The organism is Leisingera sp. SA215, from assembly GCF_055902035.1.
In genome coordinates, this window is record NZ_JBVVXU010000001.1 from 286,296 (window position 1) to 310,111 (window position 23,816).

22 protein-coding genes are annotated in these 23,816 nt (G+C 63.1%); 14 read left to right on the forward strand and 8 right to left on the reverse strand.

From position 1 onward, the window contains the following. The first annotated feature begins 44 nt into the window (after positions 1–44). Positions 45–545 (forward strand): pantetheine-phosphate adenylyltransferase, encoded by a 501-nt coding sequence (coaD, locus tag AC0KW6_RS01350; protein ID WP_323781705.1) that lies wholly within the window; start codon positions 45–47, stop codon positions 543–545. A gap of 140 nt (positions 546–685) precedes the next feature. Here the strand turns inward: coaD and AC0KW6_RS01355 are convergent, their stop codons facing one another. Together AC0KW6_RS01355 and gap are read right to left on the reverse strand one after the other, a co-directional pair. Continuing rightward, positions 686–829, reverse strand: coding sequence for a hypothetical protein (locus AC0KW6_RS01355; RefSeq protein ID WP_024090070.1), 144 nt, complete (start codon positions 827–829; stop codon positions 686–688). 92 nt (positions 830–921) lie between these two features. Continuing rightward, a complete protein-coding gene (gap, locus tag AC0KW6_RS01360) occupies positions 922–1,923 on the reverse strand; it encodes a type I glyceraldehyde-3-phosphate dehydrogenase (RefSeq protein ID WP_474033887.1) in 1,002 nt (333 codons plus the stop codon). Positions 1,924–2,168: 245 nt separating this feature from the next. Between gap and AC0KW6_RS01365 the strand changes: the two genes are divergently transcribed. Next, positions 2,169–3,143, forward strand: coding sequence for a DUF808 domain-containing protein (locus AC0KW6_RS01365; RefSeq protein ID WP_474033888.1), 975 nt, complete (start codon positions 2,169–2,171; stop codon positions 3,141–3,143). A gap of 135 nt (positions 3,144–3,278) precedes the next feature. Then, complete coding sequence (locus tag AC0KW6_RS01370; protein WP_323781717.1) at positions 3,279–3,833, forward strand: ankyrin repeat domain-containing protein; 555 nt, start codon at positions 3,279–3,281, stop codon at positions 3,831–3,833. A 71-nt stretch (positions 3,834–3,904) separates the two neighbouring features. Here AC0KW6_RS01370 and tkt read toward each other — a convergent pair whose 3' ends face one another. Further along, a complete protein-coding gene (gene tkt, locus AC0KW6_RS01375; protein WP_474033889.1) occupies positions 3,905–5,926 on the reverse strand; it encodes a transketolase in 2,022 nt (673 codons plus the stop codon). A 243-nt stretch (positions 5,927–6,169) separates the two neighbouring features. Between tkt and AC0KW6_RS01380 the strand changes: the two genes are divergently transcribed. Together AC0KW6_RS01380 and AC0KW6_RS01385 are read left to right on the forward strand one after the other, a co-directional pair. Beyond that, positions 6,170–7,003 (forward strand): coiled-coil domain-containing protein, encoded by an 834-nt coding sequence (locus AC0KW6_RS01380; RefSeq protein WP_474033890.1) that lies wholly within the window; start codon positions 6,170–6,172, stop codon positions 7,001–7,003. Further along, a complete protein-coding gene (locus AC0KW6_RS01385) occupies positions 7,003–7,404 on the forward strand; it encodes a cell division protein ZapA (RefSeq protein ID WP_323781726.1) in 402 nt (133 codons plus the stop codon). The genes AC0KW6_RS01380 and AC0KW6_RS01385 overlap by 1 nt, the downstream gene beginning before the upstream one ends. A 193-nt stretch (positions 7,405–7,597) precedes the next feature. On the opposite strand, the gene grxD is transcribed toward AC0KW6_RS01385, so the two are convergent. The 5 genes from grxD to AC0KW6_RS01410 form a co-directional block, all read right to left on the reverse strand. Then, entirely contained in the window at positions 7,598–7,960 is a 363-nt protein-coding gene (gene grxD, locus AC0KW6_RS01390; RefSeq protein WP_474033891.1) for a Grx4 family monothiol glutaredoxin, read from the reverse strand. 145 nt (positions 7,961–8,105) lie between these two features. Continuing rightward, on the reverse strand, positions 8,106–8,342 hold the full coding sequence (locus tag AC0KW6_RS01395; protein ID WP_019297755.1) for a BolA/IbaG family iron-sulfur metabolism protein: 237 nt from the start codon (positions 8,340–8,342) through the stop codon (positions 8,106–8,108). Between the two features lie 65 nt (positions 8,343–8,407). Beyond that, a complete protein-coding gene (locus AC0KW6_RS01400; protein WP_474033892.1) occupies positions 8,408–8,926 on the reverse strand; it encodes a hypothetical protein in 519 nt (172 codons plus the stop codon). Between the two features lie 104 nt (positions 8,927–9,030). After that, positions 9,031–11,196: a phosphoribosylformylglycinamidine synthase subunit PurL gene (gene purL, locus AC0KW6_RS01405; RefSeq protein WP_474033893.1), complete on the reverse strand. Its 2,166-nt coding sequence runs from the start codon at positions 11,194–11,196 to the stop codon at positions 9,031–9,033. A 629-nt stretch (positions 11,197–11,825) separates the two neighbouring features. After that, entirely contained in the window at positions 11,826–12,731 is a 906-nt protein-coding gene (locus AC0KW6_RS01410) for a LysR family transcriptional regulator (protein ID WP_474033894.1), read from the reverse strand. A 169-nt stretch (positions 12,732–12,900) separates the two neighbouring features. Between AC0KW6_RS01410 and AC0KW6_RS01415 the strand changes: the two genes are divergently transcribed. The 9 genes from AC0KW6_RS01415 to AC0KW6_RS01455 all read left to right on the forward strand — a co-directional run bounded on the left by AC0KW6_RS01415 (position 12,901) and on the right by AC0KW6_RS01455 (position 23,814). Then, positions 12,901–16,320, forward strand: coding sequence for an indolepyruvate ferredoxin oxidoreductase family protein (locus AC0KW6_RS01415; RefSeq protein ID WP_474033895.1), 3,420 nt, complete (start codon positions 12,901–12,903; stop codon positions 16,318–16,320). A gap of 263 nt (positions 16,321–16,583) precedes the next feature. Continuing rightward, positions 16,584–17,462, forward strand: a complete 879-nt coding sequence (locus tag AC0KW6_RS01420; RefSeq protein WP_474034204.1) for a lysophospholipid acyltransferase family protein — start codon at positions 16,584–16,586, stop codon at positions 17,460–17,462. A 9-nt stretch (positions 17,463–17,471) separates the two neighbouring features. Then, complete coding sequence (murI, locus tag AC0KW6_RS01425; RefSeq protein WP_323780718.1) at positions 17,472–18,281, forward strand: glutamate racemase; 810 nt, start codon at positions 17,472–17,474, stop codon at positions 18,279–18,281. Positions 18,282–18,394: 113 nt separating this feature from the next. Continuing rightward, entirely contained in the window at positions 18,395–19,423 is a 1,029-nt protein-coding gene (gene argC, locus AC0KW6_RS01430) for an N-acetyl-gamma-glutamyl-phosphate reductase (RefSeq protein WP_323780716.1), read from the forward strand. A 43-nt stretch (positions 19,424–19,466) separates the two neighbouring features. Further along, positions 19,467–19,910, forward strand: coding sequence for a cytochrome c maturation protein CcmE (ccmE, locus tag AC0KW6_RS01435; protein ID WP_323780713.1), 444 nt, complete (start codon positions 19,467–19,469; stop codon positions 19,908–19,910). A gap of 207 nt (positions 19,911–20,117) precedes the next feature. Next, entirely contained in the window at positions 20,118–20,729 is a 612-nt protein-coding gene (locus AC0KW6_RS01440; RefSeq protein ID WP_474033896.1) for a holin-associated N-acetylmuramidase, read from the forward strand. Then, positions 20,720–21,295 carry a holin family protein gene (locus AC0KW6_RS01445; RefSeq protein ID WP_474033897.1) on the forward strand — a complete coding sequence of 192 codons (576 nt, stop codon included), beginning with the start codon at positions 20,720–20,722 and terminating at the stop codon, positions 21,293–21,295. The genes AC0KW6_RS01440 and AC0KW6_RS01445 overlap by 10 nt, the downstream gene beginning before the upstream one ends. A 78-nt stretch (positions 21,296–21,373) precedes the next feature. After that, a complete protein-coding gene (locus AC0KW6_RS01450) occupies positions 21,374–23,338 on the forward strand; it encodes a heme lyase CcmF/NrfE family subunit (protein WP_323780705.1) in 1,965 nt (654 codons plus the stop codon). Positions 23,339–23,340: 2 nt separating this feature from the next. Then, positions 23,341–23,814, forward strand: a complete 474-nt coding sequence (locus AC0KW6_RS01455) for a cytochrome c-type biogenesis protein (RefSeq protein ID WP_474034205.1) — start codon at positions 23,341–23,343, stop codon at positions 23,812–23,814. Positions 23,815–23,816: the final 2 nt, after the last annotated feature.

A 23,816-nucleotide genomic window follows, 5' to 3' on the forward strand; every position in this document is an offset into this window, starting at 1 on the left:
TATGTTTGCCTGCGCAGAAATTTTGACAAGGCAGGAGGCCGCCGATGCGTGTGGGTCTGTATCCCGGTACCTTTGACCCGATCACTATCGGGCATATCGACATTATCCGCCGCGCCAGTGCGATGGTGGACAAGCTGGTCATCGGCGTGGCGATAAACCGCGACAAGGGGCCTTTGTTCAACCTGGAAGAACGGGTTGGCATGATTGAAGCGGAATGCGCCAAGCTGAGCACCGAAACCGGGACCGAGATTGTCGCGCATCCGTTTGAAAACCTGCTGATCGACTGCGCCCGCGACGTCGGCGCCCAGATCATCGTGCGCGGTCTGCGGGCGGTTGCCGATTTTGAGTATGAGTTTCAGATGGTCGGCATGAACCGGGCGTTGGACAGCTCGATCGAGACGGTGTTCCTGATGGCCGAGGCGCGGCACCAGGCGATTGCCTCGAAACTGGTTAAGGAAATCGCCCGGCTGGACGGTGACGTGTCGAAATTCGTCACCCCGCTGGTCAAAGACAAGCTGATGGAGCGTCTGGGCAAAACCGCCTGAGGCGCGATGCGGATTTGAATACCAGCAAAGCCGGGCCTGCGCCCGGCTTTGTGCTGCCGGCGGTGCGCAGCGTGCGCGGGCGGTGCTTCATCGAGAGAAAGATTTGAAACGCACCGGCGCAGCAGGTGCGGCTGCGGGGGTCAGCGCCAGAAAGCGATCCAGTCGATCAGGGCAAACAGTTTCTTGCCCAGGAAGATCATGTGCAGATCGCCGAACATGGCGATGTCGATCACCGCGGCGGCGATCAGGAACACCCCGAGGGAAATGGCAATCCGGTTGGTCATCGGGGCTCCGCCGCAATTGAAAACGCCCGCCCAGATAACCTGAGCGGACGTGAAGTCTCAAGAGGTCAGGCCGCGGCCGGCCCCGGTCTGCCTTAACCCAGTTTCCCCATGGCAACGGCGACATCGGCCATGCGGACCGAGAAGCCCCATTCGTTGTCGTACCAGGCCAGCACCCGAACCAGGCGGCTGTCCAAAACCCGGGTCTGGTCCGGTGCAAAGATCGAGCTTTCCGGCGAGTGGTTGAAGTCGACGGAGACCAGCGGCGCCGGCTCATAGCCCAGAACACCCTTCATCGGGCCTTCGGCGGCTTCCTTGACGGCGGCGTTGACCTGCTCGGCGGTCACGTCGCGGCCGGCGCGGAAGGTCAGGTCCACGGCGGAGACATTCGGGGTCGGCACGCGGATCGCGGAGCCGTCCAGACGGCCTTTCAGGTTCGGCAGCACTTCCCCCAGGGCCTTGGCAGCACCGGTCGAGGTCGGGATCATCGACATGGCGGCGGCGCGGGCGCGGTACAGGTCCTTGTGGCGGCGATCCAGGGTCGGCTGGTCGCCGGTGTAGGCGTGGATGGTGGTCATGATGCCGTGCTCGATGCCGAACGCCTCGTCCAGCACCTTGGCCAGCGGCGCCAGGCAGTTGGTGGTGCAGGAGCCGTTGGAGATCATCGTGTCCGCCGCGGTCAGCTGGTCGTCATTGACGCCGAACACGATGGTCTTGTCGACATTTTTGCCGGGGGCGGACAGCAGCACTTTCTTGGCGCCGCGCTCCAGATGCGCCTTGGCCTTTTCGCCGTCGTTGAACTTGCCGGTGCATTCCAGCACCACGTCGCAACCCGACCAGTCCAGCTCACCCATGTCGTAGGTCGAGAACATCTGCATGTCGCCGCGGCCCAGGTTCATGGTGCCGTCGCCGATGGTGACCTCGCCGGGGAAACGGCCATGCACAGAGTCGTATTTGATCAGATGCGCTGCGGTGTCCAGCGGGCCGGTGGCGTTCACCTTGATCACTTCGATGTCGTCGCGGCCCGAGGCTGCGATATGCGACAGGGTGCAGCGGCCGATGCGGCCAAAACCGTTGATCCCGACTTTGATGGTCATGAGTTACGTCTCCAAGCGAGCAAAAACCTTTGCCCGCCATATAGACCGGTGCAGATGTGGTCTAAAGAGGTAAAAGCGGCATTAAATGAAACTGTTAGCGCAAAATTCCACCGGTGGCGCTAACGGCTCCCGCCGGTGGCGTTAACGGAGAACCGGCCGCGGATGCGGTGGCGCTAACGCTTGCGGCGGGGGCCGGAAGCGGGCAGATTGCCAGCCATAGGCGGACAGGGATTAAGGGATTTGGCATGAGCGGTTTGCTGGCGCTACTGGACGATGTGGCGGGGATTGCCAAGGTGGCGGCGGCCTCGGTCGATGATGTGGCGGCGGCGGCGGGCAAGGCCGGAGCCAAGACGGCCGGCGTGATCATCGACGATGCCGCGGTGACACCCAAATACCTGCAGGGTTTTGAGCCTGCGCGGGAGCTGCCGATCATCTGGCGCATCACCCGCGGCTCGCTGTTCAACAAGCTGATCCTGCTGCTGCCGGTGGCGATGCTGCTGGCCAACTTTGCGCCGTGGCTCATTACGCCACTGCTGATGCTGGGCGGGTGCTACCTGTGTTTCGAGGGGGCCGAGAAGATCTTTCACGTGCTGTTCCCGCACGCGAGCCACGCCATTGACGAGGATATGAGCATCAAGGACCCCGGCCATCTGGAGGAAGAGAAGATCAAGGGCGCGATCAAGACCGATTTCATCCTGTCGGCGGAGATCATGACCATCGCGCTGGCCGCCATTGAGGCGCCGAATGTCTGGATGCAGGCGGCGACCCTGGCGGTGGTGGCCATCGGGGTGACGCTGGCGGTTTACGGCTCGGTCGCGCTGATCGTGAAGATGGATGATGTCGGGCTGTACCTGGCGCAGAACGCGCGGACCTCTCCGGGGCGCGGGCTGGGGCGCGGTCTGGTGAAGTTCATGCCGGTGCTGATGAAGATCCTGTCGGTGGTCGGCACTGCCGCGATGCTCTGGGTCGGCGGCTCGATTATCATTCACGGGCTGGAGGTGCTGGGCTTTGGCTGGCTGGGGCATCACATCCACGATTGGGCCTATGCGGTAGGCCACGCGGTGCCTGCGGCCTGGACCGGCTTTGCCGAGTGGAGCGCCAAGGCGGCGATGGACGGGGTGTTCGGCGTTGTGCTGGGGCTGCTGCTGATTCCGCTGGCGACCAAGGTGGTTGCCCCTGCATGGCGGGGAATTGCAGGCCAAAAGGCAGACCGTTCTTAATCCGCATCCGGCCCGGCGTTTACCCTCTCGTAACCCTTGCAGGATCAAATAACAGACAGACAGCGGGTCATACCGGAGGCGGTTCGCAGCCTGATCCGCTGCTGTTCTGCTATCTGTGTCGGGAGAGGGCCTGCTGTGAGAAATTTGATGCTGAGTGTTTTTGTCTTTAGCGCCACCGCCTTGCCGGCTTTCGCCGCCGGACCCTGCGGGGTTCTCTGCAATGCGGAGTTTTACGAGACTGCAACTCCGGCCTCGGTTGAGCAGCTGGTTGCCGAAGGTGAAGATGTGAACGGCAAGGATCCAATGGGACGGTCGCCGTTGCATTTCGCTGGGGGCGCCAGAGCGGATACGATCCGCGCCCTGATCGCCGCGGGCGCTGATGTTTCGGCACCTGACAGTCTTGACCGCAAACCGATCCACTTTGTCACCGCCGCCGGCAGTCCTGAGAATGTTGTCGTATTGCTAAAGGCTGGCGCCGATCCGAATGCACGGACCGCCAACAACTGGACACCGCTGCATGGGGTCGCAAAATGGGGACGGCCCGAAATCATCCGCGTTCTGCTGGAGGCCGGCGCTGATCCAGGCGCCACAAATGACATGGGGGAAACGCCTTTTGACCTGGTGGGAAACAATACCCAGGTTTTGGAGTCACCTGAATTTCACGTGCTGAAGGAAGCCAAAACCCAATAGACGGCGAAATGAAAATGGGCGCCCGGAGGCGCCCATGAAGAAATTCTTTCGGTGCGTGAAGCGTGTTTGCCTCAGCCCAGCAGCTCTTTCACCTTGGCTACTGTGCCCTCGGCGGTGATGCCAAAGCGCTCGAACAGTTCGCCTGCCGGAGCAGAGGCGCCGAAGCGGTCCATGCCGACGAAACCGGCTTTCTTCTCCTGGCCGCGCTCGCCCAAGAGCCAGCGGTCCCAGCCGCCGTCGCGCACAGCCGCCTCGATGCCGACGCGGACCGGGCCTGCGGGCAGGACCTTGCGGCGGTAGGCTTCGTCCTGCTGTGCAAACAGCTCCATGCAGGGCATGGAGACGACGCGGGTGCCGATGCCCTCGGCCTCCAGCTTGGCCTTGGCGTCCATCGCGACGGAAACCTCGGAACCGGTGGCGATCAGGATCACCTGGCGTTTGTTCTCGGCCTCGGCCAGCACATAGGCGCCTTTTTCAACCATGTTGCTGAGCTTGTGCTCGGTCCGGACGGTCGGCAGGTTCTGACGGGTCAGGGTCATCACCGACGGGGTTTCCTTGGCGGTGAGGGCAATTTCCCAGGCCTCGGCGGTTTCCACGGTGTCGGCGGGGCGGAACACATAGGTGTTCGGGGTCGCGCGGCAGATCGCCAGGTGTTCGACCGGCTGATGGGTCGGGCCGTCTTCGCCGACGCCGATTGAATCATGGGTCATCACAAACACGGTCGGGATCTTCGACAGGGCGGCCAGGCGCATCGCCGGGCGGGCGTAGTCGGTGAAGCAGAAGAAGGTGCCGCCGTAAGCGCGCATGCCGCCGTGCAGCACCATGCCGTTCATCGCCGCGGCCATGCCGTGCTCGCGGATACCCCAATAGACGTAACGCCCTTTGCGGTTGTCGGTGTCGAACATGCCCAGATCGCCGGTCTTGGTGTTGTTGGATCCGGTCAGGTCAGCAGAGCCGCCCACGGTTTCCGGCATGATCGGGTTGATCACTTCCAGCGCCATTTCCGAAGACTTGCGGGTGGCAACCTTGGGCTGGGTCTCGGACGCCTGCTTTTTCAGCGCCTTGATGGTGGCGGACAGCTTCTTGGGGGTGTCCCGGCTGTAGGCGCGGTTGAAACGGTCCTGTTTTTGCGAGGACAGCTCGGCAAAGCGGGCTTCCCAGGCTTCGCGCTCGGTCTTGCCGCGGGCGCCGATTTCTTCCCACTGGGATTTGATATCCGCCGGCACTTCGAACGGGCCGCTGGTCCAGCCATAGGCATCCTTGGCCGCCTGCAGCTGGTCCTGGTCGGTCAGCGCGCCGTGGCCTTTGGAGGTGTCCTGCGCGGCATGGCCCAGGGCAATATGGGTCTTGCAGGCAATCATCGAGGGTTTCTTGGACTTCTTGGCGGCAATGATCGCCTCGTCGATGGCCTTGGGGTCGTGGCCGTCGATTTCCAGCACCTGCCAGCCCGAGGCCTTGAAGCGCTGCACCTGATTGGTGCGGTCGGACAGATCAACCTTGCCGTCGATGGTGATGTTGTTGTTGTCCCAGAACACGATCAGCTTGCCCAGCTGGTGGCGGCCGGCCAGGCCGATGGCCTCCTGGCTGATGCCTTCCATCAGGCAGCCGTCGCCTGCGATCACATATGTGTGGTGATCGACGACCTTCTTGCCGTAATGGGCGCGCTGCATTTCCTCGGCCATGGCGAAGCCGACAGCGTTGGAGAGGCCCTGGCCGAGCGGGCCGGTGGTGACCTCGACCGCGTCGATCAGGAAGTTTTCCGGATGGCCCGCGGTGATCGCGCCGGTCTGGCGGAAGTTCTTGATCTGATCAAGCGTCACCTGTTTGTCGCCGGACAGATAGAGCAGCGCATAAATCAGCATCGAGCCGTGGCCCGCCGACAGGATGAAGCGGTCGCGGTCCGGCCACTGCGGGTTGGAGGCATCGAATTTGAGGTGCTTTTCAAACAGCACGGTCGCCACGTCGGCCATGCCGATCGGCATGCCGGTGTGGCCGGAATTGGCGGCGGCGACGGCGTCCAGAGCCAGCGCGCGGATGGCGGCGGCCTTGTTCCAATGGTCGGGATTGGCGGTGCGCAGGGCTGTCAGGTCCACTTGGATCGTCCTTTGGCGTTAACAGGCAATTGCTGCGCTCAATAACAGCGATGCCGCAAAGATCAAGCATGGTTGCGCGCAACTCTGCTATGTTGCGCGAAGTTGGCGCGTCAAGTGGTTGAAAGACAAGGGGGGGTGTTTTATCCCTGAAAGGGAAGAACTGGCCCATGTCGGCGGCAGATGCGCGATTCGCGCGGGCGCCGGAAAGAATATGGCACTGATGTGGACGGGTGAGGGACAGGCATGAACCAGATTGAAGAATTGCAAGGCCGCATTCAGGCTGCGCTTGAGCGTATCAGCGCCGGCTCGGCCGCACTGCAGGACGCGCGCGACGCGGATAAGGCCAAGGCCGTTGAGGCCGCGGCGGAGGCCGCCAGAGCGGCAGAGGCAGCGGCGGCTGGTGCGGCAACGGCTGAAATTGAACAGGCTCTGGAAGAAGAAAAGCTTGCCAATGCGCAGCTGGAAGAGCGGGTGAGGGTGCTGCGCGCACGGCTGCAGGAGGCTGGCAACCAGGCACCTGCCCGAAGCGAAGATGTGGCGGCGATGGAAGCCGAACTGCAGCTGTTGCGCAACGAAGCCGGGGATCCGGCGGAAAAGGAAGCCCTGCGCAGCGAAGTTGCGCGTCTCAAAGCCGAACTGGAGGCCGCGGCCAATACCGCCGCCAGCGACAAGGGAGCGCTGGAGGAGCAGCTTGCGCAAGCCCAGGCTGCCAATGCCAGGCTGATGGCCCAGATGGAAGAGGCATCGGTTTCTGCGGCAGCACCGGCGGATGCGGCCCCGGCCCAGGACATGGGCACGGAGATTGAACGCCAGAATGAAACCCTGCTGCGGCTCGACACCGAACTGCAGCTGTTGCGCCAGGCCAACGAGGAGCTGCGCGCCTCGAACACCGCGCTGCGCGACGCCAACGCCCGGAGCCTGGGCGATGCCGGGCTGATCAACACCGCAATGGAAGCCGAGATCGAAGGCCTGCGCGCAGCCCAGGCCAGTGACCAGGCCCAGGTCAACGCGGTGCTGGCCAAGCTGGAGCCGCTATTGGCCAATGCCCGCAACCTGCCGGAAGGGGAGGAAGTCTGATGCCGGAAGTGACCATAATGATCGGCGGCCGCGGCTTTGAGGTCTCCTGCCAGGAGGGCGAGGAAAGCTACCTGCATTCTGCCGCCAAAATGCTGGATAACGAAGCGCAGGTGCTGTCGGACCAGATCGGCCGGATGCCCGAAGCGCGGATGCTGCTGATGGCCGGCCTGATGCTGGCCGACAAGACTGCCGCGGTCGAGGACCGGATCAAGGAGGTTGAGGCCGTGCTGGCCGAACGCGACCAGGAACTGGCGGATCTGCGCGCCATGCCGGCACCGGAACCCGAGCGGATCGAAGTTCCGATCGTGCCGCCGCAGGTCACCGAGAGCCTGGCCGAACTGGCCGCCCGGACCGAGGCGCTGGCGCAGGAAATCGAAGAAAAGGCCCAGCCTGCGGTTTGAGATTGGCCCGTTTGACATTGGCCCGTTTGACAATGGCCTGAGTCTGCGCAGGGGGCGGCGGAAGTTTTACCGCCGATGACCTGATGCTGATCGACGCGGCGTAAAATCCCGCACCCGTCACCAAACATAAAAGGCCTGCCGCAACAGGATGCGGCAGGCCTTTGTGATGAAAAGAGCCTTCAGCCTTCAGCCTTCAGCCGTTAGCTTCGCGGATCTTGTCGGCGGCATCTTTGTTGAAGGCAATGCCGTTTTGATCGAACATGCCGTCCAGCTCGCCTGACAGGGTCATCTCGGTGATGATGTCGCAGCCGCCGACAAACTCACCCTTGATGTAAAGCTGCGGGATGGTCGGCCAGTCGGAGTATTCCTTGATGCCGGAACGGATGTCTTCGTCCGCCAGCACGTTCACATCGGTGTAGTCCACGCCGATGTAGTTCAAAACGCCTGCCACACGCGAGGAGAAGCCGCATTGGGGCATTTCCTTGGTGCCTTTCATGAAGAGCACCACGTCGTTGGCTTTGACGGTTTCGTCGATGCGGTTTTTTGCGTCGGTCATTGGTTCATGTCCTTTTGGTCGTGCCGCCGTGGGGGGACCGGCAGAAAGTCGTTGAGCGCGAGATATGCCACAAAGGGCTGCAATAAAAGAGCCGCAGCCGGAGAAACTTGATTTCCTGCCGACACTAGCAGCCAGCCCGGGCGGATTATTCCGGCGCTTTTGTGGTCAGCGCCAGCGCGTGCAGTTCGCCGTCGGGGCCGTCCATCTTGCCTTTCAGCGCGGCATAGACGGCGCGCTGCTGCTGGACGCGGTTCTTGCCGCGGAAGCTTTCGTCGACGACCATCGCCGACATATGCACGCCGTCGGTACCGGCCACCTGGATTTCAGCGTCGGGAAAGCTTTCGCGCAGCAGTTCTTCGATTTCGTGGGCTTGCATGGGCATCCGGAGAAGTCCTTTGTCTTGTTTGGTAAAAATGTAGGCGGCCGCCGGGGCCTCTGCAAGCAGGATTAACTGCCGTCCTGCGCAAAGGGCGCCAGACTTTCCACAAAATCCGGCAGCGCGGCAAGGGCGTCCTGCACGCTGTCTTCCTCAAAGTCCCAGACCGAGTCCGGGTCTTCCGGGCAAAGCGATGCGGCCAGGTCTGCGCAGCGGGTTTGCAGCGCCACTGGCAGGGGCAGCGCGGCGGCCTCCTGCAGCACCAGCAGCGCCTCGTGGATCGGCCGCAGCACCCGCAGGGCATAGGTCATATGCGGCAGCAGGTCAGGATCATCGCGCCAGGTTTCGCCGCCGAACAACACTTGCGTCACCCGCTGGCCGGCGCCGGCGCAGGAATAGGCCACGCAGCCGCCAAAGCCGCGCGGCTTCAGATCCTCGTGGATCGTGCAGCGGAAATCCGGGCCAAGGTTGGGGCAGGGCGTGTCCGCGTCTTTGAGCAGGCCAAAGTCTTCATGCGCCTGAAAAGGATAGGCGAGACAGCACAGGGCGGCGCAACGGCTGCAGTCCTCTGTCAGCTCAGGAAGGGTCAAAGGCCGGTCCCCGGTTTAAAAGAAAGGGCGGGACGGCTGCGCCATCCCACCCTTGCGCTTCACTTTGCCGCGGTGCCCGGCAAAGGCAGCGCGGCTCGTTTAGATCAGGCGACCGCAGCGGCAAAGCTGGAGCGGAAGATCTCCTTCAGCTCGGCCAGCGGCGCCTCGGAACCGCCGATCTTGACCATGTCACCGCCGAATTTGCCGACAGTGGCCAGCGACACGCCGGCCTGGCCTGCGGCCAGCATCAGCGCTTCGGCCTGGTCAAAGTTGCAGGCGACCAGGTAGCGGGCCTGATCCTCGCCAAACACGGTCGGGGTATCGCCTGCGTCGATCTGCACGCCAACGCCGGCCGCTTCCGCCATCTCAAACGCCGCCAGCGCAAGGCCGCCATCGGCCAGATCGGTGCAGGCTTTGATCAGCTCGCGGTTGGCGCGGATAAATTCGCCGTTGCGCTTTTCGGCTTCCAGATCAACTGCCGGGGCGTCGCCGTCCTCGCGGTTGAAGACCTCGGCCAGCAGCGCCGACTGGCCCAGATGGCCAATGGTTTCACCGACCAGCAAAGCGACATGGCCGTCGCGGACCTCGCCGGTGATCGGCTCTTCGCCCGCGGCAATCAAGCCAACGGCGCCAATGGTCGGGGTCGGCAGGATGCCTTTGCCGTCGGTTTCATTGTAGAGCGAGACATTGCCGGAAACGATCGGCATATCCAGCGCGGCCACGGCCTCGCCGATGCCTTTGATGGCGCCGACGAACTGGCCCATGATTTCGGGCTTTTCGGGGTTGCCGAAGTTCAGGTTGTCGGTTGTTGCCAGCGGCTTGGCGCCCACAGCTGTCAGGTTGCGATAGGCCTCGGCCACCGCCTGTTTGCCGCCCTCGAACGGGTTCGCCTTGACGTAGCGCGGGGTCACGTCGGAGGTGAAGGCCAGCTTCTTGCCGGTGCCATGCACCCGGACGATGCCGGAGCCGGCGCCGGGGCGGCGCTGGGTGTCGCCCATCACGGTGGTGTCGTACTGCTCGTAAACCCACTGCTTGCCGGCATAGTTCGGCGAGGCGAGCAGCGCCTTCAGCCCGTCGATCGGGTCAATGGTGGGCACATCGGCGTCGGTCAGCGGCTCAGCCGCCGGGGTCGGCACCCAGGGGCGGTCGTATTCCGGCGCGGTGGAGGCCAGTTTCGACAGCACCAGATCCGCTTTCACGTCACCGTTGTGCAGGATCAGGAAGCGGTCCTCGGCAATGGTTTCGCCAACGATGGCAAAATCCAGGTCCCATTTTTCGAACACGGCGCGGGCGTCTGCTTCCAGTTCGGGCTTCAGCACCATCAGCATCCGTTCCTGAGATTCCGACAGCATCATTTCATAGGCTGTCATATTCTCTTCGCGCTGCGGCACGTCTTCGAGGTTCAGCTTGACGCCCAGCTTGCCCTTGTCGCCCATTTCCACGGCCGAGCAGGTGAGGCCGGCAGCCCCCATGTCCTGGATCGAGATCACGGCACCGGTCTGCATCAGCTCCAGCGTGGCTTCCATCAGGCGCTTTTCGGTGAACGGGTCGCCGACCTGCACGGTGGGGCGCTTTTCCTCGATGGTGTCATCGAATTCAGCAGACGCCATGGTGGCGCCGCCGACGCCGTCACGGCCGGTTTTGGCGCCAAGGTACACCACCGGCATGCCAACGCCCGATGCGGCCGAGTAGAAAATGCCATCGGTCTTGGCCAGGCCTGCCGCAAAGGCGTTGACCAGGCAGTTGCCGTTATAGGCCGGATGAAAGCGGACTTCGCCGCCGGCGCAGGGAACGCCGAAACAATTGCCGTAGCCGCCGATGCCTTCGACCACGCCGTTGACAAGCTGGCGGGTCTTGGGGTGCGAGGGCTCGCCGAAGGACAGCGAGTTCATCGAAGCGATGGGCCGCGCGCCCATGGTGAAGACGTCGCGCAGAATGCCGCCAACCCCGGTTGCCGCCCCCTGGTAGGGTTCGATGTAAGAGGGGTGATTGTGGCTTTCCATCTTGAAGACCACGGCGTCGCCGTCGCCGATATCCACGATGCCGGCGTTTTCACCGGGGCCGCAGATCACCTGCGGGCCGTCGGTCGGCAGGGTGCGCAGCCATTTCTTGGAGGATTTATAAGAGCAGTGCTCGTTCCACATCGCTGAGAAGATGCCCAGCTCGGTGAAAGTCGGCTCGCGCCCGATGATTTCCAGGATCAGATCGTATTCCTCGGGCTTCAGCCCGTGATTGGCAATCAGTTCAGGCGTGATGGCGGGTTCCTGCATCCGTAAACGTCCCCAATGGCTGCGATTGCGCGCCTTTTAGGGCAAGGCGAAGCGCGGGGAAAGTGGAATCAAACGAATCCGCGGCAGAAGCGCTGCGGGGCAGCCCCGGCGCCGCGGGATGGGGGCCGCGGCGCCGGGCTTCAGGCTTTTGAAAGCGCCGCCGAAAGCGGCCGGCGCAGACCAGAATGGTTAAAATGCAAGCATTACGAATGCTGCGGCTGCAAACCGGGCAAAAAAGCACGCCAAATATGCTGCAGTGCAGGTAGAGAGAATGTGCCGGGCATTGCGGGCCAGCGGCGTATCCTGCGGGGGCGGGGCGCCGCTGGCAGCATTTGCGGCGGTTGCCTGATTGTGGCGTGATGCCATGGCGTTAGGCCAAAAAAAAAGGCCGAGCACTAAGCTCGGCCGAAGTCCAACAGGGAGGTATGGAGGGGGGGCGAAGCCGCCGCCTCCATGACCTTCATTTAGGGTGCCGGGCCTGCCCCTTCAAGGGGATTGACGCTAAACAAGGGTCAAAGCTGCTATGCGGAAATTGCATGGCTTGGGGGCTGCTCCGGTTCGAACTATCCAAAACGGGCCAAACCCCGGCCATACAGTGCAAATCCGTTCCGCTGATGTGCTGGCGCGGGTCAGAGTTTGCCCAGCTCTTTCATATGTTTCCGGTGCGCCATGATTTCGGATTGCACGAAGTCGCGGAACGCGCCGACACGCTGCGAATGGCGCAGTTCTTCGGGATAGGCGAGGTAGACCGGAACGCTGTGCTGATCATCTTCCGGCAGCAATTCGACCAGCTGCGGGAATTCCTCGGTGACATAATCCGGCAGAATGCCGACACCCAGATTGTACAGAACGCTCTGCAACACGCCGAAATAGTTGTTGACGGTCAGCAGCGACCCCGGGTTCAGCGCCATCAGCTTTTTGCCCAGCACGGCAGCGGAGCCCACTTGGGCAGAGCGCTGGTTCTGGCAGATCAGCCGGTGCCGGGAGATGTCTTCAGAGGTTTCCAGGGGGCCGCGCTTTTTCAGATAGGCCGGCGAGGCATATAGCCCCATCCGCACGGTCATCAGCCGCTTGCGCACCAGATCGGCCTGGCTGGGCTCCTTCATGCGGATGGCCACATCAGCCTCGCGCATGGGCAGGTCCAGAACACGTTCCTCCAGCATCAGGTCGATTTTCAGATTGGGGTATTGCTCATACAGTTTAGTCAGCCGCGGCGCCAGCCACAGGGTGCCGAACCCGACCGTGGTGGTGACCCGCAGTTCGCCGAACACTTCCTCCTCGCTGTCGCGGATGCGGGCAGAGGCGGCTTCAAGCCGTGTGGACATGGATTGGGTGGCGTCAAACAGCAGCTCTCCCTGTTCGGTGAGAATCAGTCCGCGCGCATGCCGGTGGAACAGCGTCGTATTCAAGGCCTCCTCCAGCGCCCGGATCTGGCGGCTGACCGCCGATTGCGACAGATTCAGCCTGTCACCGGCATGGGTCAGGCTGCCCGCATCGGCCACCGCGTGAAATATTCTGAGCTTATCCCAATCCATATGCGTTACTTTCTGTGCGTTTGGGGCCGACCGTATGAAATCTTAGTTATGTATCAGTTTTCGTGGCGCAAGCGAGCAAAAACGAAAAAAAAGCGGCTATTCAGGTCAGTAGTTATGACCTATTCTCAGGGCCATAAAGTGCAAGCTAATCCCGGTTGAGGAGGCCATGATGAGCACGCCGAAAATCTCACTCAATGACAAATACGACCTGACGAAATCGCCGGTGCTGCTGAACGGCACCCAGGCGCTGGTGCGGCTGATGCTGATGCAAAAGCACCGCGACCAGGCGGCAGGTCTGAATACCGCCGGACTTGTCACCGGCTACCGCGGCTCGCCCCTGGGGGCAGTCGACCTGCAAATGAGCAAGGCCGAGAAACATCTGAAGGCGGCGGATATCACCTTTCAGTACGGTCTGAACGAGGACCTGGCGGTAACCGCCCTGTGGGGCGCGCAGCAGGCCGAGGTCCGCGGCGAAGGCAAATACGACGGCGTGTTCGGCCTGTGGTACGGCAAGGGGCCGGGCGTGGACCGCTCCGGCGATGCGATCCGCCACGCCAATATGGCCGGCTCGTCCAAGCACGGCGGCGTTCTGCTGGCGATGGGCGACGACCACACCGGCGAAAGCTCCACCGTGCTGCACCAGTCGGAATGGTCGCTGCTGGACTGCTACCTGCCCATCGTCAGCCCGGCCGGGGTGCAGGAAATCCTGGATTACGGCATTTACGGCTACGCGCTCAGCCGGTTCTCTGGCCTGTGGACCGGTCTCAAGACCATGAAGGACACCATCGAGGTGACCTCGGTTGTCGATGCCCGCCCGGAGCGGATGCAGCTGGTGACCCCGGACTTCGACATGCCGGCAGACGGATTGAACATCCGCCTGGACGACGACCGTTTCCGCCAGGAAGACCGCATTATCGACTACAAGCGCTTTGCGGCCGAGGCGTTTTCCCACGCCAACAAGATGGACAAACGCATGTGGGGCAAGCCCGGTGCCAAGATCGGGTTCGTTGCCGCGGGCAAGAACTGGCTCGACCTGGTGCACGCGCTGAAACTGCTGAACATCGACGAGACCATGGCCGAACGCCTCGGGCTGACCACCTATAAGGTGGGCCAGACCTGGCCGATGGACATGAAGGGCTTTCACGACTGGGCCGAAGATCTGGACCTGATTGTCGTGGTCGAGGAAAAACGCAAGCTGATCGAGATCCAGATCAAGGAAGCGATCTTTGACGACCGCCGGGGCCGCCGGGTCTATGGCTGGTACAAAGGCGGTGCCGGAAGCCTGCACCGCGAGGAGCTGTTCCCGACACGCTATGCGCTTGACCCGATCATGATTGCCGAAAAACTGGGCGGTATCCTGATCGAGGAAGGCCGCGAGACCGAGGCTATCCGCGCAGGCCTGGAAGGTCTGTCCGAAGCCCGCCGCGCCGACAATGCCGAGGAAATCGCCACCCGTCTGCCCTACTTCTGCTCGGGCTGCCCGCACAATTCCTCCACCAAACTGCCGGAGGGCTCGCGCGCCTATGCCGGCATCGGCTGCCACTTCATGGTGCAGTGGATGGACCGCGAGACAACCGGTTTTACCCATATGGGCGGCGAGGGTGTCAACTGGGTCGGCGAGGCGCCGTTCTCAAACCGCAAGCATGTGTTCCAGAACCTTGGCGACGGCACCTATAACCACTCTGGCGTGCAGGCGATCCGTGCCGCGCTCGCCGAGGGGACCAACATCACCTACAAGATCCTTTATAATGATGCGGTTGCGATGACCGGCGGGCAAGCTGCCGAGGGCGGCCTCACCGCGCAGCAGATCGCGCATGAGCTGACCGCAATGGGCGTCAAGACCATCGCCGTGGTCTATGACGAAAAAGAGGATGTGGACGCCGCGCTGTTTCCAGCGGGCATGCGGATGCACGAACGCGCCGAGATGATGAAGATCCAGCGCGAGTTCGAACAGGTCGAGGGCGTCTCAGCTATCATCTACATCCAGACCTGCGCCGCCGAGAAACGCCGCCGCCGCAAGAAGGGCCAGTTTCCGGACCCGGACCAGCGGGTGTTCATCAACACCGATGTCTGCGAGGGCTGCGGCGATTGCGGGGTGCAGTCGAACTGTGTGTCCATCGTGCCCAAAGACACCGAACTCGGCCGCAAACGGGCGATCGACCAGTCCTCCTGCAACAAGGATTTCTCTTGCGTGAACGGGTTCTGCCCGTCCTTTGTGACGGTGGAAGGCGCGAAGATCCGCAAGGAGGCGACGGCGGATATCGACCTGCCGCATCTGCCCAAGCCGCAGCTGCCCGCCATTGACGGCACCCACAACGTGGTGATCACCGGTGTCGGCGGCACCGGCGTGGTGACCATCGGTGCGGTGCTGGCACAGGCGGCGCAGATCGACGGGCTGGGCGCCGGGCTGATGGAAATGGCCGGTCTCGCCCAAAAAGGCGGTGCAGTGCATATCCACTGCCGGATTGCACAGACACCCGAGGATATTTCGGCGATCCGCGTCGCCACCGGCGAGGCGCATGCGCTGATCGGCGGTGACCTGGTGGTCAGCGCCGGCGCCAAGACCCTGGGCCTGACCTCCACCGGCAGCACCGGCGCGGTGGTGAACAGCCACGAGATCATCACCGGCGATTTCACCCGCAACACCGAGTTTGCCATTCCCACAGACCGGCTGCAGGTGGCGCTGCAGGCGCGGCTGCGCGACCGGGTGGATCTGTTCGATGCCTCGGAGCTGGCGCGCGCCACCATGGGCGACTCGATCTTTTCCAACATGATGGTGTTCGGCGGCGCCTGGCAGCGCGGCCTGGTGCCGGTCAGCCACGCGGCTATCGAACAGGCGATTGAAATGAACGGCGCCGCGGTGGACCGGAACAAACGTGCCTTTGACATCGGCCGCTGGGCAGTGCTGCACCCGGAAGAGGCGGCAAAGCTGATCCAGCCAACGGTGGTGGACAAGCCGAAGACGCTGGACGAGAAAATCGCCTTCCGCGCCGATCAGCTGGTGGCCTATCAGGGCAACGGCCTGGCCAAACGCTATGCCAGGCTGCTGGAGGGCATCAGTGATCCCGCTCTGAAAGAGGCGGTGGCAAAGGGCTATCACAAGCTGCTGTCCTACAAGGACGAATACGAGGTCGCCCGCCTGCTGCTGGACAGCCGCGCCAAGGCGGAAGCAGAGTTTGAGGGCGATCTGAAACTCTCCTACCACCTGGCGCCGCCGATGCTGAGCGGCACCGATCCCAACGGCCGCCCGAAAAAGCGCAGGTTCGGCGCCGGCATGGAGCGCGGCTTCCGTTTGCTGGCCAAGCTGAAACGCTTGCGCGGCACGCCGCTTGACATCTTTGGCTATACCGCCGAGCGCAAGATGGAGCGCGCGCTGATCAAGCAATATGAGGCTGACATGAAGGAATGGCTGCCCAAAGCAGCGCCCGGGATCCTGGAGCCGCTGACGGCATTGGCTGAACTGCCGCTTTCGATCCGCGGTTTCGGCCCGGTGAAGATGGCGAATGAGCAGAAGGCCGCAAAACGCCGCGAGGAGCTGCTGGCCGCGCTGCGCCAGGGCGGCGTGCCGATCAAAGAGGCCGCGGAATAATCACAAGGGCAGGGCGGGGCACTCCCGCCCGCTCCGGACCATCCGCAGGATGGCCCCTCCCGGTTGGGCCCGGCGCCGCGCTGACGCACGGCGTTTGCCATTCCTCCTCCGCTCTGCTTCTTTCTGGTCAGAACTACTCCGGGGTCCGGGGCAGCGCCCCGGCCGTCCCTTGCTGCAATTCGTCACGCCCCTGTTGCGCAACCGTTGCATAATATGCCCCAGGCCGTATCTGGCCGGTGATGCAAGACGGAGAAGCCATACAGATGCACGCGCAACGCCATATAGCCCGTGATATTTCCTATGCCCATTCCGCCTCCACCCGCGCCGGCCGCGCGGTGATCCGGCTGATGGAGAACTCCACCGGGCGCCTCAGCCTGATCCGCCGCGCTGCCGGTTATGAGCAGGAGGTGGCCGCGGGCCGCAGCTTCTGGTCCGTCATGGCGGACCGCTATGGGCTGACGCTGGATGTGGCAGGCGGAGCGCTGAGCAATATCCCGCAGGACAAGCCGGTTATCCTGATTGCAAACCACCCCTATGGCATTCTCGACGGGCTGATGATGGGCCATATCCTGGCCCAGACCCGCGGCGATTTCCGCATTCTGGCCAACCATGTGTTCCGCAAGGCCGAAGACCTTAACAAGGTGATCCTGCCAGTGGATTTCGCCGATACGAAGGAGGCGCTGCGCACCAACCTGGAAACCCGGCGGGAAGCACTAAACTACTTGGGGCAGGGTGGCGCCATCGGCATCTTTCCCGGTGGCACCGTGTCCACTGCGGCGCACCCCCTGGGCCAGCCGATGGATCCTGGCTGGCGCGGCTTTACGGCGCGGATGATTGCTAAGTCCGATGCCGTGGTGGTGCCGGTGTTTTTTGACGGCCATACTTCGCGCCTGTTCCAGATTGCCAGCCATCTGCATGCCACCTTGCGCATGGGGCTGCTGATCAAGGAATTTCGCAAACGTATCAATACGCCGGTCAAGGTGGTGATCGGCGCGCCGATTGGCGGCGAGGTGCTCGACCCGCTGGCGGGCGATACAAAAGCTCTTATGGATTTCTTGCGCAAAGCGACGTATGAGCTGTCACCAGTACCGCTCGACCCGCAGGTTTACGGGTTTGAGTTCGAAGAGAAACACCGCGTGTGAGAGAGCTTTATGGCTGTTGGCATCTTTGATTCAGGTTTGGGCGGGCTGACCGTCCTTGACGCGGCGCAGAAGCGCCTGCCGGATGTGGATTTTCTGTATTACGGCGACAATGCCCGCGCGCCTTATGGCGTGCGCGACGCCGAGGATGTCTATCAGCTGACCAAAGCGGCGGTCGAAGACATGTGGAGCAAGGGCTGCGATCTGGTGATCCTGGCCTGCAACACCGCCTCGGCGGCGGCGCTGCGCCGGATGCAGGAAGGCGGGCTGCCCAAGGGCAAACGGGTGCTGGGTGTCTTCGTGCCGCTGATCGAGGCGCTGACCGAGCGGCAGTGGGGCGACAATTCGCCGCCGCGCGAGGTTGCGGTTCAGCATGTGGCGCTGTTTGCCACGCCTGCCACTGTTGCCAGCCGCGCCTTTCAGCGGGAACTGGCGTTCCGCGCGATCGGCGTTGATGTCGAGGCGCAAAGCTGCGGCGGCGTGGTCGATGCGATCGAGGACGGCGACATGATCCTGTCCGAAGCGCTGGTGCGCAGCCATGTGGATGCGCTGAAGCGCAAAATGCCCCACCCCGAGGCGGCGATCCTCGGCTGCACCCATTATCCGCTGATGGAAGAGACCTTCCAGGCCGCGCTGGGGCAGGAGGTCAAGGTGTACAGCCAGGGCAATCTGGTGGCCGACAGCCTGGCTGATTACCTGCAGCGCCACCCGGACATGTACGGTGCAGGCACGGGCGGCTATTTCACCACCGGAGATCCGGCCCGCGTCAGCGACCGCGCCACCCAGTTTCTCCGACGGGAAATCACCTTTCAGCCGGCCTGACCGCAATCGCCCCGGAACCTTGTTCCAGGGCAATCTGCGCGGGCGCATTTCCCCTATCCCTCTCCGCAGATGGCTGCGGAACCGGCATATCATAGTGAAAGACGAGGTCTGACATGACCCATAAAGTGGCTATCCTTGGCGCTTCCGGCTACACCGGCGCTGAACTGGTGCGGTTGATTGACCAGCACCCGAACATCGGCATCGCGGCGCTCTCGGCCGACCGCAAGGCCGGCATGACCATGGCCGAGGTGTTCCCGCATCTGCGCCATATGGAGCTGCCGGCGCTGTGCAAGATCGACGAAATCGATTTCTCGAACATCGACCTGTGTTTCTGCGCCCTGCCGCACAAGACCAGCCAGGACGTCATTGCTGCACTGCCCAAGACCCTGAAGATCGTCGATCTGTCAGCGGACTTCCGGCTGCGCGATCCGGCGGAATACGAGAAATGGTACGGCAACCCGCATGCGGCGCTGGAACAGCAGGCCGAAGCCGTCTACGGCCTCACCGAGTTCTACCGGGACGAGATCAAATCGGCCCGGCTGGTGGCCGGCACCGGCTGCAACGCGGCCACCGGCCAGTTTGCCCTGCGCCCGCTGATCGAAGGCGGCGTCATTGATCTGGATGATATCATTCTGGACCTGAAATGCGCCGTGTCGGGCGCGGGCCGGTCGCTCAAGGAAAACCTGCTGCATGCGGAGCTGAGCGAGGGCTACAATGCCTATGCCATCGGCGGCACCCACCGGCATCTCGGCGAATTCGATCAGGAATTCAGCAAAATTGCGGGCCGCCCCGTGAAGGTGCAGTTCACCCCCCATTTGCTGCCCGCCAACCGGGGCATTCTGGCGACCGTCTATGTGAAGGGCGATGCCAAGGTGATCCACGATACCTTTGCCAAGGCTTACGCCGATGAGCCGTTTATCGAACTGCTGCCGTTCGGTGAAGCGCCCAGCACCCACCATGTGCGCGGCTCGAACTTCTGCCATATCGGCGTGGCGCAGGACCGGATCGAGGGCCGCGCGATTGTCTTTGCCGCGCTGGATAATCTGACAAAAGGCAGCAGCGGGCAGGCCTTGCAGAACGCAAACCTGATGTTAGGTGAAACGGAGACCGAAGGGCTGATGATGGCGCCGCTGTTCCCCTGATCCGGGGGGGGCGCGCAATCAGGAGCCCTGAAATGAGGACACCATGAAGAACCTGAAGAAACAGCGCCGGATCCAGGTCATTGCCGTTGCCGCAGTGGCGCTGGTGGTTGCAACTGCCCTGATCGGCTATGCCATGCGTGACGGGATCAACTATTTCCGCTCGCCCAGCCAGGTGGCCGAGGCGCCGCCCGACCCCTCCGAAGTGTTCCGCATCGGCGGCCTGGTTGAGGAAGGAAGCCTGCTGCGCGGCCAGGGCGAAACCGTGCGCTTTGCCGTCACTGATGGCGGCGCGACGGTGCAGGTCGCCTATACCGGTGTGCTGCCGGACCTGTTTGAAGAGAACCAGGGCATGGTCGGAACCGGACGTTACGTGAACGGTGTCTTTGAAGCCTCTGAAATTCTGGCAAAACATGATGAAACCTATATGCCCAAGGAAGTCGTGGATGCGTTGAAGGCGCAGGGGGTCTATCAGGAGCCTGAAACCTGATACAGGTACCGAACCAAAACGCTCCCGCCCCAAAGGCGCCTCCCCGCGGGGAGGCGTTTTGCGTTGGGCCGGGCGCCGCGCGGTGCGCGGCGCGTCAGCGCCCCTGAGGCGGTGTTGCGCAGGGTGCGTACGCTGCTGTCAGGAGATCTTTCCGCATTTGCACGATGATTGCCCTGGATTGACCCGGCAGAAAAAGGGTGAGGTGCGATGCAGACTGTACAGGAAATCGCTGCGCAAATCGTGGCGCGTGAAGGCGGCTTTGTGAATGATCCGGAGGATCCCGGAGGGGCCACCAAATACGGGGTCACCATCGGCACCCTGCGGCGGCTGGGGCTGGATCTGACCGGCGATGGCACCGTTGATCCGGCCGATGTGCGGGCACTGAGCCGGGCGCAGGCAATTGAAATCTTCATCCGCCATTATTTCGAAGCGCCCCGGATCGCCGCCCTGCCGGAATGCCTGCAGGCGACGGTGTTTGACATGTATGTGAATGCCGGCAGCAACGCGGTGCGCATCCTGCAGCGTTTGCTGTGCGAGATGGGCTACAGCGTTGCGGTGGACGGCACGATCGGGCCGCAGACAGCAGGCGCCGCCGCCGATGCGGCCGCCATTGGCGCAACCGCGCTGCGCGATGCTTACGGGGTGGCGCGCCGGAATTATTACTTTCGTCTGGCGGACCGCCGCCCGTCCAGCCGCAAATACGCCCGCACCCGCGCAGGCGGCAAAGGCGGCTGGATCAAACGGGCCGAGGAATTCCTCTCGCCGGGCTACCGCCTGAACCGGCAGTCCTTTCAGGAAAGGATCGCGGCATGGGGGTGATCGCTGACATTCTGGGGTTTGTTTTCGGCAGCCAGCGCAATGTCCTGCGGGAAACTGCCGAAATCTTTCGCGAAAACGCCGAAGCCGGTGCCGCCCGCGCACATGACGTGCGGATTGCAGCGCTTGGCCAGTTCGGCGGCGAATTTCAGCAGCCCGCGAAAGGCTGGTTCGACAGGTTCATGGACGGGCTGAACCGGCTGCCGCGTCCGATGCTGGCGCTGGGAACGCTGGCGCTGATGGTGTCAGCGCTGAGCGACCCGGTGTGGTTTGCCGCCCGGATGCAGGGGCTGGCCCTGGTGCCGGAACCGTTGTGGTGGCTGCTGGGCGTCATCGTCTCCTTCTACTTCGGAGCGCGGCACCAGGTGAAGGCACAGGACTTTCAGCACGGGCTGGCCGCCAGCATGGCCCGGGTGCCGCAGGCCGTCGAAAACATCGCCGCGCTGGACAGGCTGCAGGCAGACTCCCCTGCGGCGGCCTCCACCGGCACTGACGCCGCGGCCCGGCTTCAGGCCACCGCTGCGGACGAAAATCCGGCGCTGGAAGCCTGGAAAGCCCGCCGCGGCTGATCACAATTTACCCGCTGCGGCGGCATGGCGCGGCGAATGCCATTGGCCCGCCCGGCGGACAGGCGTATAGGAAAACACATGATTACAGAGCTTGGCCACTTCGCCCTTATCCTCGCCTTCATGATTGCGATCGTGCAGGCCGTCATCCCCTTGATCGGCGCCCATAAACGCTGGCCCGGCTGGATGGCCGTGGCGGAACCGGCGGCACAGGCGCAGTTCCTGTTCACCGCCTTTGCCTTCGGGGCGCTGACTTGGGCCTTCATCACCTCGGATTTCTCGCTGAAGCTGGTGACGCTGAACAGCCATTCGGCCAAGCCGTTGCTCTACAAGATCTCCGGAACCTGGGGCAACCACGAGGGCTCGATGCTGCTGTGGGTGCTGATTGTCGCTCTGTTCGGCGCGATGGCCTCGGTCTTTGGCGGCGGGCTGCCGCCCACATTGAAGGCCCGTGTGCTGGCGGTGCAGGCGGCGATTGGGGTGGCGTTTTATGCCTTTATCCTGTTCACGTCGAACCCGTTCCTGCGTTTGACTGTACCGCCGTTCGACGGCCAGGATCTGAACCCGCTGCTGCAGGATCCGGGCCTCGCCTTCCATCCGCCGTTCCTTTACCTAGGCTATGTCGGGCTGAGCATGACATTTTCCTTTGCCGTTGCCGCCCTGATCGAGGGCCGCATCGATGCCGCCTGGGGCCGCTGGGTGCGGCCCTGGACGCTGGCGGCCTGGATCTTTCTGACCATCGGTATCGGGCTGGGCTCCTGGTGGGCCTATTACGAGCTGGGCTGGGGCGGGTTCTGGTTCTGGGACCCGGTTGAAAACGCCTCCTTCATGCCCTGGCTGCTGGCGGCAGCGCTGCTGCATTCCGCCATTGTGGTCGAGAAACGCGAAGCGCTGAAAAGCTGGACCATCCTGCTGGCGATCCTGGCCTTTGGCTTCTCGCTGATCGGCACCTTTATCGTGCGGTCGGGGATTATCACCAGTGTGCATGCCTTTGCCAATGACCCGGAACGGGGCGTGTTCATCCTGTTTATCCTGGCGTTCTTCACCGGCGGTGCGCTGACGCTGTTTGCCGCCCGCGCACAGGCGATGGAGGCCAAGGGCGTTTTTGGCGTGGTCAGCCGCGAAAGCGCGCTGGTGGCCAATAATATCCTGCTGGCGGTCAGTTGCTTTGTGGTTTTCTTCGGCACCGTCTGGCCGATCGTGGCGGAGATGGTCTTTGCCCGCAAGCTGAGCGTCGGCCCGCCCTTCTTCAATTCGGCCTTCACCCCCTTCATGGTGGTGCTGGGGCTGATCATGCCGGTTGGCGCCATGCTGCCGTGGAAACGCGGGCGGATCGGGCGCACAGCCTGGCAGCTGCGCTATGTCTTTGTGCTGGCGGTATCGCTGGGTGTGCTGGCCTGGGCGCTGCAGACCGGCAAGTCCGCGCTGGGGCCGGTGGGCCTGTTCCTGGGCTCCTGGATGGTATTCGGAGCGCTGGCTGATCTTTGGCTGCGCAGCGGAAAAACGGGCCGCCTGCAGCGGATGCTGCGGCTGCCGCGGGCCGATTGGGGCAAGGCAGTGGCCCATGGCGGTTTGGGCATCACCATCTTTGCCATCGCGGGCCTGACGGCCTGGGAGCAGGAGGATATCCGTGTGGCCCGGATCGGCGAACCCTTCGACGTCGGCGCCTTCACCCTGGTGCTGAAGGACGTCAGCCGCGAGCAGGGACCGAACTATTTCTCCAGCAAGGGCCGGGTGGAGGTGACCCGTAACGGGCGGCCCGAGGCGCTGTTGTTCCCGGAGAAACGCGACTATCCCGTCGCACGGATGCCCACCACCGAGGCCGCCATTGATTACCGTGTCGCACGCGACCTTTATGTGGTGCTGGGCGACCAGCAGGCCGATGGCAGCTGGACCATGCGCACCTACATCAAGCCCCTTGCCAATTGGATCTGGGGCGGCTCGATCCTGATGGCGCTTGGCGGGCTGCTGAGCCTCAGCGACCGGCGCTTCCGTGTCGCTGCCGGTGCACGCAAATCGCCCTCTGCAGGAGTGCCCGCTGAATGAAATTGCGACGTCTGATCCTGGCCCTGGCGGCGCTGCTGGCCGTCACTGTGTTTGCGCCTGCGCCGGTTTTGGCAGTGGAACCGGATGAGGTTCTGGCCGACCCGCTGCTGGAAGTCCGCGCGCGGGAATTGTCCAAGGACCTGCGCTGCCTTGTCTGCCGCAATGAAAGCATTGACGAATCCAATGCCGAACTGGCCCGCGACCTGCGCCTTTTGCTGCGCGAGCGGCTGCTGGCTGGCGACAGCGACCGCGAGGCCATGGCCTTTATCGTGGATCGCTATGGCGAATATGTGCTGTTGCGGCCCACCGCCAGCGGCGCCAATTGGCTGCTGTGGGCGGCGGCGCCGCTGATGCTGCTGGCCGCTTTGGTGATCGCTGTTTTCTATCTGCGGGGACGCGCCCGCGCCCCCAAAGCCGCCGAGCAGGGGCTGAGCGCCGAGGAGCAGGAGCGGCTGCGGAAAATCCTCGAGGATTGACG

Bases quoted from the DNA above. Each gene is read 5' to 3' on its own strand.
- ccmE (WP_323780713.1), top strand. From the start codon at position 19,467: ATGAAGAACCTGAAGAAACAGCGCCGGATCCAGGTCATTGCCGTTGCC.
- AC0KW6_RS01450 (WP_323780705.1), top strand. From the start codon at position 21,374: ATGATTACAGAGCTTGGCCACTTCGCCCTTATCCTCGCCTTCATGATT.
- AC0KW6_RS01410 (WP_474033894.1), bottom strand. From the start codon at position 12,731: ATGGATTGGGATAAGCTCAGAATATTTCACGCGGTGGCCGATGCGGGC.
- AC0KW6_RS01355 (WP_024090070.1), bottom strand. From the start codon at position 829: ATGACCAACCGGATTGCCATTTCCCTCGGGGTGTTCCTGATCGCCGCC.
- AC0KW6_RS01365 (WP_474033888.1), top strand. From the start codon at position 2,169: ATGAGCGGTTTGCTGGCGCTACTGGACGATGTGGCGGGGATTGCCAAG.
- AC0KW6_RS01380 (WP_474033890.1), top strand. From the start codon at position 6,170: ATGAACCAGATTGAAGAATTGCAAGGCCGCATTCAGGCTGCGCTTGAG.
- AC0KW6_RS01420 (WP_474034204.1), top strand. From the start codon at position 16,584: ATGCACGCGCAACGCCATATAGCCCGTGATATTTCCTATGCCCATTCC.
- AC0KW6_RS01385 (WP_323781726.1), top strand. From the start codon at position 7,003: ATGCCGGAAGTGACCATAATGATCGGCGGCCGCGGCTTTGAGGTCTCC.
- AC0KW6_RS01415 (WP_474033895.1), top strand. From the start codon at position 12,901: ATGAGCACGCCGAAAATCTCACTCAATGACAAATACGACCTGACGAAA.
- coaD (WP_323781705.1), top strand. From the start codon at position 45: ATGCGTGTGGGTCTGTATCCCGGTACCTTTGACCCGATCACTATCGGG.
- AC0KW6_RS01445 (WP_474033897.1), top strand. From the start codon at position 20,720: ATGGGGGTGATCGCTGACATTCTGGGGTTTGTTTTCGGCAGCCAGCGC.
- argC (WP_323780716.1), top strand. From the start codon at position 18,395: ATGACCCATAAAGTGGCTATCCTTGGCGCTTCCGGCTACACCGGCGCT.
- murI (WP_323780718.1), top strand. From the start codon at position 17,472: ATGGCTGTTGGCATCTTTGATTCAGGTTTGGGCGGGCTGACCGTCCTT.
- gap (WP_474033887.1), bottom strand. From the start codon at position 1,923: ATGACCATCAAAGTCGGGATCAACGGTTTTGGCCGCATCGGCCGCTGC.
- grxD (WP_474033891.1), bottom strand. From the start codon at position 7,960: ATGACCGACGCAAAAAACCGCATCGACGAAACCGTCAAAGCCAACGAC.
- AC0KW6_RS01440 (WP_474033896.1), top strand. From the start codon at position 20,118: ATGCAGACTGTACAGGAAATCGCTGCGCAAATCGTGGCGCGTGAAGGC.
- AC0KW6_RS01395 (WP_019297755.1), bottom strand. From the start codon at position 8,342: ATGCCCATGCAAGCCCACGAAATCGAAGAACTGCTGCGCGAAAGCTTT.
- purL (WP_474033893.1), bottom strand. From the start codon at position 11,196: ATGCAGGAACCCGCCATCACGCCTGAACTGATTGCCAATCACGGGCTG.